This is a genomic window from Clostridium sp. D53t1_180928_C8, from assembly GCF_015667795.1.
Taxonomy (GTDB): domain Bacteria; phylum Bacillota; class Clostridia; order Clostridiales; family Clostridiaceae; genus Clostridium.
On sequence record NZ_JADPEL010000068.1, the window covers coordinates 1 to 11,952 of the forward strand.

Below are 11,952 nucleotides of genomic sequence, written 5' to 3' on the forward strand. Positions count from 1 at the left end.
TCTTAGTAGGAGTATCATCTGTTTTGGGAGTTGCAAAGGGAATTATATTTTTATCAATTATTTTTGTAGGAATAATTAGCTATAATAATACTATTGGAATTTATAATAAAGTAAATATTTTTAATGAGAATAAAATATATTCTGCATTAGCAGATGTATTGGCAAGAAACACAGGTGAACTTACAGAAGAAATAGTTGAGAATTTTCTTCCAGCTAGTAATATAATTATATATTATAATGGAGTAACATTAGAAGAGGGTATTAAGTCTACGGAAGAAATTGACTCTATGGCAAGAACATTAACTGAAAACGCTGATAATGATATGGATAAAGCTAGAATACTATATTCATGGGTAGGAAGTAGTGTACAGTACGATTATGATAGAGCAGAAAAGGCATTAAATAATGAGAAGCTAGAAAATAGCGGAGCAATAAGTGCTTTTAATGATAGAAGTGGAATTTGCTTTGATTATTCATGTCTTTATGTAGCAATGGCTAGAGCAGTAAATTTAAAGGTTAGATTATTAACAGGAAATGCATATGATGGAACTCAATATGGCCCACATGCATGGAATGAAGTATATATAAGTGAATTAGAAAAATGGATACCAGTAGATACTACTTTCTATTTAGCAGGTAATTATTTTAATAATGATGATTTTTATGAAGATCATATTATTGATAGTATTGCTGGGGAATGGTAAAAGAAAAGCGCTTTTAAAGCGCTTTTTTGTTTTTAGACATTATTAAGTTAATGGCTTTTTCACAATCTTTATCAGAAGCATCTAGAGCCCATGCTCTATTAAAATAAATTAATGCTTTATTAGTCTTTTCAAGCATTGCATAGCAGTAGGCTAAATTAAAATAATACTTACTTTCCTTTTGTATATTTAATGCTTTTTTCAACATATCAATAGCTGAATTAAAATCTTTAAGCTTTATGTAACATACACCAGCATTATAATATGCACAGCTTTCATTTTCACCTATTTCAATAGATTCTATGTAGTTTTCAATTGCTTTAGTATAATTTTTATTATTATAATATTTATTTCCTTCATTAAAATAGCTCATAATACCCTCCTAAGTATTTACTGCGATATTTTAATTATTGTCTATAAAATATAATATTATTCATATAAAATTCTTATGTTAAACTAAATTACAAAATTTGGGAAAAGAATAAATTTATGCTATAATTATTTTGTATAATAATATTTAGGAAGAGTGGTAAAAATGAAATGTTTTAAATTAGGTATAGATGTAGGATCAACAACAATAAAAATTGTAGTTTTAGATTATTATAATAAAGTAATCTATAGCGATTATAAAAGACATTTTTCAGATATTAAAACTACTTTAAAACAAACGTTAATACAATGTATCGAAAAGTTAGGAGATATTAATTTAAAAGTAACAGTTACAGGTTCAGGGGGGATTGCAGCTGCAGAATGGCTAAATGCTGATTTTGAACAAGAAGTTATATCATGTACAAAAGCCGTTGAGGAATTTATACATAAAACTGATGTTGTAATTGAACTTGGTGGTGAGGATGCAAAAATAACTTACTTGAAAGATGGAGTTGATCAAAGAATGAATGGAACATGTGCAGGGGGTACAGGTGCATTTATTGATCAAATGGCAATATTATTAAACACAGATGCTAATGGGTTAAATGAGTTATCTAAAGATTCTAATATTATTTATCCAATTGCATCAAGATGTGGTGTATTTGCAAAGACAGATGTTCAACCACTTATTAATGAAGGTGCTAAGAAATGTGATATAGCAGCATCTATTTTTCAGGCTGTTGTAAATCAAACTATAAGTGGATTAGCATGTGGGAAACCAATACGAGGAAATGTTGCATTTTTAGGTGGACCATTACATTTTCTTGATGGACTAACAAAAAGGTTTATAGAAACATTAAATTTGAAGAAGGGTGAATATGTTATACCAAAGAATTCAGAATTATATGTAGCTATAGGAGCTGCTATACTATCGGAAGATAGAAGTATTACAACTTTGGGAAATTTAATATCAGATTTAGATAAGATTAAAGATACATTGATAATTCAAAAAAATTTACCACCACTATTTAATGATGAGGAAGAATATTTTCAGTTTATAAATAAGCATTTAGAGAGTAGGGCTAAAAGAGGGAAAATAGAAGAGTATAAAGGTAATGTATTCATTGGAATAGATGCTGGATCTACAACTACTAAGTTAGTGATAATAGGTGAAAATAATGAGTTGTTATATTCTATTTATAATAATAATGAAGGAAGTCCTTTAAATAAAACAATAGAAATATTAGTAGAATTATATGAAAAGCTTAATAATAACATAACTATAGCTAACGCTACAGTAACTGGATATGGAGAGGGGTTAATAAAAGCGGCTTTAGGAGTAGATATAGGTGAAATAGAAACTATTTGTCATTTCAGAGGTGCAAAAGAATTTATGCCTAATGTAGATTTTATTTTGGATATTGGTGGGCAGGATATGAAGGCTTTAATGATAAAAAATGGTGTAATAAATAACATATTATTAAATGAAGCTTGTTCATCAGGGTGTGGTTCATTTATAGAGGGGTTTAGTAAGTCTTTAAATATATCTATTGATGAATTTGCAAAGCTTTCGGTTAAATCTAAGAAGCCTGTAGATTTAGGATCTAGATGTACAGTATTTATGAATTCTAAAGTAAAACAGGTTCAAAAAGAAGGGGCTAGTATTTCAGATATTTCAGCTGGACTTTGTTACTCGGTTATAAAAAATGCATTATATAAGGTTATAAAAATTAGAAATTTTGATGAGTTAGGGAAAAATATAATTGTTCAAGGTGGAACTTTTTATAATGATGGTGTTTTAAGAAGCTTTGAAAAATTAACAGGAGCAAATGTTATAAGACCTGATATAGCAGGACTAATGGGAGCTTATGGAGCTGCATTGATTAGTAAGGAGAGATATAAGGAGGGAGAAGTATCTACATTAATAAAAAGTGATAGATTGAAAAAGTTTGGAATTGAAACAACGTGTTCTAGATGTGGAGGATGTGGAAATAATTGTTTGTTAACAATTAATAAATTTTCAAATAATGAAAGATTTATTACAGGAAATAGATGTGAAAGACCATTAGGTAATAGTGATAATAAATTAAAAGCACCTAACTTGTATAAATATAAACTAAGTAGAATATTTAAATATAAACCATTATCGAAAGAGGAAGCAGTAAGAGGAGAAATTGGAATACCAAGGGTTTTAAATATTTATGAGAATTATCCATTTTGGTTTACTCTTTTAACAAAATTAAAGTTTAGAGTGATAATTTCTCCTTTATCAAGCAAAAAAATATTTAATTTAGGCATAGAAACAATCCCATCAGAATCCGTATGTTATCCAGCTAAGCTAAGTCACGGGCATATAATAGAATTAATAAATATGGGAATAAAAACTATATTTTATCCTTGTATACCTTATGAATATAAAGAAGATAAAAAAGCAAATAATCATTATAATTGTCCAATAGTTACATCTTATCCACAAGTAATAAAAAATAATATAGATGAATTAAATATTAATAATATAAAATATATTTCACCATTTTTGTCTCTTGATAATAAGGAAAAGTTATATAAGAGGATATATGATATATTTAAAGATTATAGTATAACTATGAAAGAGGCTAAAATAGCTGTAGATTCAGCTTTTGATGAGAGAGAAAGTGTAATAAATGATATAAGGAAAAAGGGTGAAGAAACATTAAAATATATTGAAGAAAACAATATGAAGGGAATAGTTTTAAGTGGAAGACCTTATCATATTGACCCAGAAGTTAACCATGGATTAACAGATATAATTACTTCATTTAATATGGCTGTATTTACTGAAGATAGTATAGCTCATTTAGGTGAGTTAAATAGGCCTATTAGAGTTGTTGATCAGTGGATGTATCATACAAGACTTTATAGAGCAGCAGCATTTGTTAAAGAGCGAAATGATTTAGAATTGGTACAACTTACTTCTTTTGGATGTGGTCTAGATGCTGTTACAAGTGATCAGGTTTCTGAAATACTTGCATCAAAAGGCAAGATGTATACTTTAATAAAAATAGATGAAGGAAGTAATTTAGGAGCAGTAAAAATAAGAATTAGGTCATTAAAAGCTGCTATGGAAGAAAGAGAAAAAAATAAAATAGAATTAAAAGCTGTTGATAATAAATATAAAAAAGTTTTATTTACAAAAGAAATGAAAAAAGATTGGACAATACTTGCACCACAAATGTCTCCAATACATTTTCAGTTTATAGAAAAAGCAGCTAGATCATGTGGATATAATCTTGAGGTATTACCTGAAAATGATAAAGAAGCTGTAGAAGAAGGAGTAAAATATGTTAATAATGATGCATGTTATCCATCAATTTTAGTAATTGGACAAATGATAAATGCATTAAAATCTGGAAAGTATGATCCTAAGAAAACGGCTATGATAATAACTCAAACAGGTGGAGGTTGTAGAGCAACGAATTATATTGGATTTTTAAAAAAGGCATTAAGGGAAGCGGGTTTTGAATATGTACCTGTAATATCATTAAACTTATTAGGAATGGAGAAACAGCCAGGATTTAATATAAGTTATTTATTTATTAAAAAGCTTATTATGGCAATTATATATGGAGATCTATTTATGAGAGTGCTTTATAGAGTAAGACCTTATGAAAAAATTCCTGGTTCTGCAAATAATCTATATAGCTTTTGGAGAGAAAAAGCTTTTGAAAATGTCTGTAATGGAAATAAAAGAGAAATGAATGAAAATATAAAAAATATAGTTGAAGAATTTGATAAGATGGATATAAAAGATATTAAAAAACCTAAGGTTGGAGTTGTGGGAGAAATACTTGTAAAATATCATCCAACAGCTAATAATAATATTGTTGATGTTTTAGAGGATGAGGGGGCAGAGGTTGTAGTACCAGAGTTATTAGATTTCTTTTTATATTGTTGTTATAATTCAGAGTTTAAAAGTAAATATTTATCAGGAAATGATATTGTTAAGGCTGGATGTAATATTGCTATTACTTATATTGAGTTATTTAGAAAGGATGTTATAAGAGAACTCCAAAAAAGTGAAAGGTTTGGTAATCCAACTGCAATAAATAATCTTGCAGAAAAAGCATCAAAAGTAGTTTCGTTAGGTAATCAAACTGGTGAAGGCTGGTTATTAACAGGAGAGATGGTTGAATTAATTGAGAGTGATGTAAATAATATAGTGTGTATTCAGCCATTTGCATGTTTACCTAATCATGTTACTGGAAAAGGAATGATAAAATCATTAAAGGCTAAATATCCATTTGCTAATATTATAGCAGTTGATTATGATCCAGGTGCATCTGAGGTTAATCAATTAAACAGAATTAAATTAATGATGTCAGTTGCATTAAAAAATATGAATTTAACTCAAGAAGAATATAATTGTAGAAAAGAGATAAAAATAGATATAAATAAATTAAGAACAAATAATATATAGGTTAAAATTTATTAAAAATAAAGAGAAATAAAAATATTCGACAAAAATTTTATTTTTCTCTTTATTTTTTTTCGCGTCTTTACTATAATGGATTTATGTTTTATTACGTTAGATTTGTAGCAGGAGAGATAGTATGAATGAAAACAATCCATATATATTAGTTTTAGGGGCATCAATAGTTGATATTTTTGGTTTCTGTGGAAGAAGCTATGCACAAAGGGATTCAATTCCAGGTCATATAAAAATATCTTTTGGGGGAGTTTGTAGAAATATTGCTGAAAATTTAGCAAGAGTCGGTATAAATACAGAGTTTATTTCTACATTAGGTGACGATGAGAATGGAAAGAGTATTTTAGAACACTCTAGAAGATTCGGATATAATATGGAGAATTCTCTTTTCTTAAAAGGAGAAAGTACTCCTACATATATGGCAATATTAAATCACCAAGGTGAAATGGAATCTGCAGTTGTAGATATGGAAAGCTTAAACAAGATGGACGAAGTATTTATAGAGGGAAAACATGAAGTCTTTGCAAATGCTGAATATACAATTGTTGATTCAGATAATCCAGTTTTATTAGAGTACATATTAAAAAAATATCAAGGAAAAAGTAAATTTATCCTAGATCCAGTATCAGCAAAGAAAGCAAGAAAAATTCGTCATTTAATTAAATATTTCCACACTATAAAGCCAAATAGATTCGAAACCGAAGCTTTATGTGGGTTTAAAATTGAAAATGATGATGATTTAAAAAAGGCAGGTAGATTTTTCATTGAACAGGGTGTGGAAAATGTATTTATTAGCTTAGATTCAGATGGAATTTACTATATAACTAGTGAAGGCGAAGAAGGAACATTAGCTTGTTGTGAAAGTATTAATGTGAAAAATGTAACTGGAGCTGGAGATTCTTTTGTAGCCGGAATTGGATATGGATATATGAATAATTTAAGTATAAAAGATACATTAAAATATTCAATGGCTATGTCAATAATAACAATTACTCATGAGGAAACAATAAATCCAGCAATGAGTAATGAATTAGTTAATGATTTAATTAATAAGACAGAGTGGAAAGAAAACTAAAGGTATAATAAGACTTATTAGATAACATAAAAGCTTAAAAATTATTATGTTATCTGTAGAGTCTTATTTTTTTATATCATTTAACCTTAAAATGTAAAATAATATAAAAAATGGTATAATTAAATTGTGATTATAAAATTGAAAATGTATTTAGAGGGTAAAATGTATGGATAAATACAGGAAATTTATTAATATAAAAGGAATAGTTCAAGGAGTTGGATTTAGACCATTTATTTATAATCTGGCTAAAATGAATAATTTATCAGGCTGGGTAAACAATACAAGTCAAGGAGTAATGATTGATATTGAAGGAGACAAAAAATCTATTAACCATTTTATAGATGAAATTAAAATTAATCCACCTATACTATCAAAAATTACTTTAATAGATATAAGAGATAAAGAGCTTATTAATTATAAAGATTTTTTTATAAAAAAAAGTAATTCTGATTTAAGAGCAACAACATATATTTCTCCAGATTATTCAGTGTGTTCTGAATGTAAAAGGGAAATATTAGATAAAAACAATAGAAGATATAGATATCCATTCACTAATTGTACAAATTGCGGACCAAGATTTTCTATAATTAAAAACTTGCCATATGATAGAGATTTTACTACAATGAATGATTTTAAAATGTGTGATAGCTGTAAAGCTGAATATAATAATCCTGCAAATAGAAGATTTCATGCTCAGCCTAATGCTTGTCCTATATGTGGACCTAAAGCTTATATAGTTGACAAAAATAATAATGAAATAATAACTAATGATCCTTTAGATACTGCCATAGCTTTTTTAAAGCAAGGAAAAATATTTGCTATCAAGGGAATTGGAGGTTTTAATTTAGTTTGTGATAGTAATAATGAATATGCAATTAAATTATTAAGAGAGAGAAAATGTAGACCTACTAAGCCACTTGCAGTAATGATAAAAAATATAGAATCTGTAAGAAAATACTGTAATATAAAAAAAGAAGAAGAGGAGATATTAAAGTCTAATAAAAGGCCTATTGTACTTTTAGAGAAAAGAAATAAATATAGTTTTTCTGAAAATTTGGCTCCAAAAAATAAAAAAGTTGGGGTCATGTTACCATATACACCATTACACTATATGTTATTTGATGATGAGTTAGATAGTTTAGTAGTGACTAGTGCAAATATTAGTGGAGAACCAATTATATATAAAGATAATGAGGCAATTAAAAAATTAAATAGTATTGTGGATTATTTTTTAATTCATAATAGAGAAATTTATATGAGAATTGATGATTCAGTAACTAATAGTATTTTAGGAGAAGAGAGGGTTATAAGATTAGGAAGAGGATATGCGCCATACACATTAAATATTGATACTATTACAGAAATATTAGCTTTAGGATCAGAATTAAAAAATACTATTTCTTTAAGTAATAGAAATGATATTTTTATTAGTGAATATATAGGAGATTTAAAGAACTGTGAAGTAATGTATTCTTTAGAACACACTATAGAGCATTTTAGTAAAATGTATAATATTATTCCTAAAGTTTTAGTATATGATAATCATCCAGATTTTGAATATAAAAAAATCAATATGGAAAAAGTTTTAAAGATAAAAAGCACTATTAGAATAGTACAAGCACAACACCATCATAGTCATATTGTAAGTTGCATGGCAGAAAATAATATAAATGAAGATGTTATTGGAATTGCATTTGATGGAACAGGATATGGGGATGATGAAAGCATATGGGGTGGAGAATTTTTTTTATGTAATAGAAGAAAGTATAAAAGAGTTGGACATTTAGATAAATTTTATTTGCCAGGTGGAGAAAAATCAATAGAAGAGCCTTGGAGAATAGGGATTTCACTAATTTATAAAGTCTTTAAAGAAAAGTTAAAAGATTTTATTCCAGAACATTTAAAGAATAAAAAAATTGACATAATAAAGACTATGATTGATAGAAGGATAAATTCTCCAGAGACATCTAGTATGGGAAGGTTATTTGATGGAATTTCTTCTATATTAGGAGTTAATAATAAAGTCACCTTTGAAGGTGAGGCGGCTATTAATTTAGAAAATATATGTGATGAAAGTAATAGTGAAACATATAATTTCCAAATTAGAAGAGATAAAGAAAAGTTTATTTTATGTTTTGATGATATTATAAAGGGGATTATTCATGATATTAAGAGTAAAAATAATATTAATATTATAGGAAAGAAATTTCATAATACAGTAGTAAAAGGTACTATTGAAATGGCTTTAAATATTAGAGAGAATACCAAAGTTAATACTGTTGTTATTAGTGGAGGTGTTTTTCAAAATGAAATATTATTTAAAGGTGTTGTAGAGGGATTAAATAAATATAATTTTAATGTAATAACTCATAAGGTTATTCCTTGTAATGATAGTGGAGTAAGTTTAGGACAATTACTAATTGCAAATGAAATTATAAAAGAAGAATTAAGGGGGAGAGGGTATGTGTATAGCAGTTCCAGCAAAAATTGAAGAAGTTTTAGAAAATGATGCTATTGTTAATTATAACGGAGTTAAGGTAAAGGTAAATATAATGTTTATTGAAAATCCTAAAGTAGGAGACTATGTATTAGTTCATGCTGGGTGTGCAATTCAAAAAATAGATGAGTATTATGCAAGAGAAACATTAGAAATATTTAAAGAACTAAGTAATGCTATAGAGGAGTGTAACTTTAATGGAAATATTAAAAGAGTTAAAAAGCAATGATATATCTCAAAAGCTATTAAAAAAGATAAATAGTAAATTGAGCTTTGATATTTCTATTATGGAAGTTTGTGGAACACATACAAATGTAATACTAAAAAATGCATTAAAAGATGTTTTAAGTAAAAATATTAAACTTATAAATGGGCCAGGCTGTCCTGTTTGTGTAACGCCACAAGGATATATAGATACTGCTATAGAATTATCCAAAAAAAATAATGTAATAATAACTACATTTGGAGATTTAATTAGAGTACCAGGGAGCAATAGTAGCTTATCTAAAGAAAAGGCTAAAGGAAGAGATATAAGAGTTGTATATTCACCTTTAGATAGTATAGAAATAGCAAAAAAAAATGTCGATAAAGAAGTTGTATTTTTATCAATTGGCTTTGAGACCACTGCACCAATAATAGCACTTAGTATAAAAAAAGCTAAAGAAGAAAATATTAAAAATTATTCAGTATTAAATAGTCTAAAAACAATGCCAGAGGCTATGGAAGCTCTGGTTTTAAATCCTAATGTTAAAGTAGATGGATTTTTATGTCCTGGAAATGTTGCAACTATAATAGGTGAAAAACCTTTTTTAGATATAGCAGAAGAATATAAGATGCCTATGGTTATTTCTGGATTTGAAATAAATGATATTTTATCATCTATATATACATTAATTGAGATGAAAGAAAAAAATGAATATGGATTAATAAATTTATATACACGATTAGTAAATAAGGATGGAAATAAAGAGGCTAATAATTTATTAAGAAATATATTTAAATTAACTGAAAGTACTTGGAGGGGATTAGGAAAAGTTAATAATGCAGGACTAGAATTAAGAGATGAATATAAAAGTTTTGATGTGCTATTTAAGTTTAAGATTAGTATGAAGGAAAATAATAATAATAGTGCTTGTTCTTGTGGTGATATATTAATGGGAATTAAAGAACCAACAGAATGTAAATTGTTTGGAAAGGTATGTACTCCTTTAAATCCAATAGGAGCATGTATGGTATCAGAAGAAGGAACTTGTTCAGCATTTTATAAGTATAGATAAACTTTAGAATTTTAAGGGGTGACTTTTATGGAAATAATAACTTTAGCCCATGGTAGTGGAGGAAAGGCAACTAATAAGTTAATAGACAATTTATTTTATAAGTATTTTAATAATGAGCTTTTATCACAAAAAAATGACTCAACAGTATTGCCAATTATAAATGGCAGAATAGCTATATCAACAGATTCATTTGTAATAAATCCTATAATTTTTGAAGGTGGTGATATAGGAAAGCTATCAATTTGTGGCACAGTTAATGATATATGTATGAGTGGAGCAAAGCCATTATATATTTCAGTAGGTTTTATAATAGAAGAGGGATTAACTATAAATGAACTTGAGAAAATTGTACAATCTATGGCTAAAACTGCTAATGAGGCAGGAGTTAAAATAGTTACAGGTGATACAAAGGTAGTAGAAAAGGGAAGCTGTGATAAGATTTATATTAATACTACTGGGATAGGCATAATAGAAGAAAATAATAGGTATTTAAGTGGAGATAAGGTAAGACCTGGAGATAAGGTAATAGTAAGCGGTACATTAGGTGATCATGGTATGTGCATTATGAATAAAAGAGAAAATTTGGGATTTGAAAGTACTATCAAAAGTGATTGCTGTTTATTAAATGAATTAATTAGTGATATATTATCAGTTAGTACAAATGTTAGAGTCTTAAGAGATCCTACTAGAGGTGGACTAGCTACTACTTTAAATGAAATTATAGAACATAGTAATGTTAGTATAGAAATTAAAGAAGAGAATATTCCAGTAAGGCAAGAAGTGGCTGCGATGTGTGATATTTTAGGACTTGATCCATTATTTATAGCTAATGAAGGAAAATTGGTTGTAATAGTAGATAAAAATGATGCAGATAATGTACTAAGTGTTATGAAGAAGAATTCTGTAGGAGAAAATTCTGTTTTATTAGGGGAAGTAATAAATGATGGGAAAAATAAGCTCTATTTAAAAACTAATATTGGAGGTAAAAGAATTATAAATATGCCTGAAGGGGAAATATTAGTTAGAATATGCTGATAATATTAAGCTATAATTGAATCACATATTAAGCATTAAATGAATAGTATAATATGTAGAGTATTATAATAAGTGCTCTAAGTTTATACAAAAGAGTAGGTGCTTATTATGTACATTGACATTGAGTATATTTTATATGGGATAAAATCTGGAATGTATAAGTATATAGGTTCGGGTTCAGCTAGAAATGTTTATGACTTAAATAATGGATTTGTATTAAAAATTGCTAGAAATATTAAGGGGATTGCTCAAAATGAAGCAGAATTTTTAATTTTTAATGAAAGTAAATCACCTTTACTTGCAAGAGTTTATTTTGTATCAGATGATTGTAAGTATTTAATTATGAAGAAAGCAAATCCTATTAAAAATGAAAAAGCATTTTTGAATTATTTTAATATTGAAAATAAAAAAGATATAAAAAATAAAAAAAGCATTAAAGAAATTCATGATAAGTATAATTTAGTTTGGGCTGACTTATATAAAATTACAAGTTGGGGTAGAGTGAACAATAGATATGTATTAATAGATTATGG

9 protein-coding genes are annotated in these 11,952 nt (G+C 27.3%); 8 read left to right on the forward strand and 1 reads right to left on the reverse strand.

Features of this window, described 5'->3' with window-relative positions; all coding sequences use genetic code 11:
• On the forward strand, window positions 1-704 hold a 704-nt coding region (locus tag I4V51_RS19230), incomplete at its 5' end, for a transglutaminase-like domain-containing protein (protein WP_207746023.1).
• 13 nt (window positions 705-717) lie between these two features.
• Here I4V51_RS19230 and I4V51_RS19235 read toward each other — a convergent pair.
• A complete protein-coding gene (locus I4V51_RS19235; protein WP_195990054.1) occupies window positions 718-1,074 on the reverse strand; it encodes a tetratricopeptide repeat protein in 357 nt (118 codons plus the stop codon).
• 162 nt (window positions 1,075-1,236) lie between these two features.
• On the opposite strand from I4V51_RS19235, the gene I4V51_RS19240 reads away from it, so the two are divergent.
• From I4V51_RS19240 to I4V51_RS19270, 7 genes are all read left to right on the forward strand, one after another.
• Window positions 1,237-5,526: a 2-hydroxyacyl-CoA dehydratase gene (locus I4V51_RS19240; RefSeq protein ID WP_195990055.1), complete on the forward strand. Its 4,290-nt coding sequence runs from the start codon at window positions 1,237-1,239 to the stop codon at window positions 5,524-5,526.
• 133 nt (window positions 5,527-5,659) lie between these two features.
• On the forward strand, window positions 5,660-6,610 hold the full coding sequence (locus I4V51_RS19245) for a carbohydrate kinase family protein (RefSeq protein ID WP_195990056.1): 951 nt from the start codon (window positions 5,660-5,662) through the stop codon (window positions 6,608-6,610).
• A 166-nt stretch (window positions 6,611-6,776) separates the two neighbouring features.
• On the forward strand, window positions 6,777-9,101 hold the full coding sequence (hypF, locus tag I4V51_RS19250; protein ID WP_195990057.1) for a carbamoyltransferase HypF: 2,325 nt from the start codon (window positions 6,777-6,779) through the stop codon (window positions 9,099-9,101).
• Window positions 9,073-9,336: a HypC/HybG/HupF family hydrogenase formation chaperone gene (locus I4V51_RS19255; RefSeq protein WP_195990058.1), complete on the forward strand. Its 264-nt coding sequence runs from the start codon at window positions 9,073-9,075 to the stop codon at window positions 9,334-9,336. The genes hypF and I4V51_RS19255 overlap by 29 nt, the downstream gene beginning before the upstream one ends.
• Window positions 9,305-10,384 (forward strand): hydrogenase formation protein HypD, encoded by a 1,080-nt coding sequence (gene hypD, locus I4V51_RS19260; protein WP_195990059.1) that lies wholly within the window; start codon window positions 9,305-9,307, stop codon window positions 10,382-10,384. The genes I4V51_RS19255 and hypD overlap by 32 nt, the downstream gene beginning before the upstream one ends.
• 27 nt (window positions 10,385-10,411) lie before the next feature.
• Window positions 10,412-11,419, forward strand: coding sequence for a hydrogenase expression/formation protein HypE (hypE, locus tag I4V51_RS19265; RefSeq protein ID WP_195990060.1), 1,008 nt, complete (start codon window positions 10,412-10,414; stop codon window positions 11,417-11,419).
• 108 nt (window positions 11,420-11,527) lie between these two features.
• Window positions 11,528-11,952 (forward strand): hypothetical protein (locus I4V51_RS19270; RefSeq protein ID WP_195990061.1); only part of this gene is annotated, 425 nt, incomplete at its 3' end.

Coding starts and splice junctions, on each gene's coding strand:
- I4V51_RS19235 (WP_195990054.1), bottom strand. CDS start 1,074: ATGAGCTATTTTAATGAAGGAAATAAATATTATAATAATAAAAATTAT.
- I4V51_RS19240 (WP_195990055.1), top strand. CDS start 1,237: ATGAAATGTTTTAAATTAGGTATAGATGTAGGATCAACAACAATAAAA.
- I4V51_RS19245 (WP_195990056.1), top strand. CDS start 5,660: ATGAATGAAAACAATCCATATATATTAGTTTTAGGGGCATCAATAGTT.
- hypF (WP_195990057.1), top strand. CDS start 6,777: ATGGATAAATACAGGAAATTTATTAATATAAAAGGAATAGTTCAAGGA.
- I4V51_RS19255 (WP_195990058.1), top strand. CDS start 9,073: ATGTGTATAGCAGTTCCAGCAAAAATTGAAGAAGTTTTAGAAAATGAT.
- hypD (WP_195990059.1), top strand. CDS start 9,305: ATGGAAATATTAAAAGAGTTAAAAAGCAATGATATATCTCAAAAGCTA.
- hypE (WP_195990060.1), top strand. CDS start 10,412: ATGGAAATAATAACTTTAGCCCATGGTAGTGGAGGAAAGGCAACTAAT.